Source organism: Protofrankia sp. Cr1, from assembly GCF_963555865.1.
GTDB lineage: Bacteria > Actinomycetota > Actinomycetes > Frankiales > Frankiaceae > Protofrankia.
Map to the genome: position 1 here is coordinate 4,524 of NZ_CAUVXO010000493.1, position 520 is coordinate 5,043.

1 protein-coding gene is annotated in these 520 nt (G+C 63.1%); it reads left to right on the forward strand.

Annotated features, from left to right (window positions below; translation table 11 throughout):
* Positions 1–92: 92 nt before the first annotated feature.
* Positions 93–520: NUDIX hydrolase (locus U9980_RS24435; RefSeq protein WP_322770080.1), on the forward strand; the 428-nt coding region annotated here is incomplete at its 3' end.

The following is a 520-nucleotide window of genomic DNA, read 5'->3' on the forward strand; positions in this document are numbered from 1 at the left end:
CGCGGCCCTCGATCGGCCAGGCCACACTTCTTGGCTCGCGGTCCATACACGACACGTATATTCGGCTTTAGCTATTTTGGTAAGATCAACATATGGGTAAGTCATCACGCCACCAGGTCACCACCGACGTCCACCTCGTCTTGCTGAAAGGCAACGAGGCACTCTTCGGCCGCCGCAAAAGCACCAACTACGAGGACGGCGCGTACCACTTGCCGTCCGGCCACCTCGAAGCCGGCGAGTCCGTGGTCACGGCCCTCATCCGCGAGGCCAAGGAAGAGATCGGCGTCACCATCGAGTCGGAGGCCGTCGAGTTCGTCCACGTCATGCACAACTCCTCCGGCGGCGGCCGGGCTGCCTTCTTCTTCACGGTGCGCACCTGGGACGGCCAGCCGGACAACCGTGAGCCCGAGAAGTGCAGCGAACTGGCCTGGTATCCGCTGGACGCACTGCCCGGCCATATGATCGACTACTGCCGCACCGCCCTGGAGTACATCGCCGCCGGTCGCCCGTTCTCGATCTA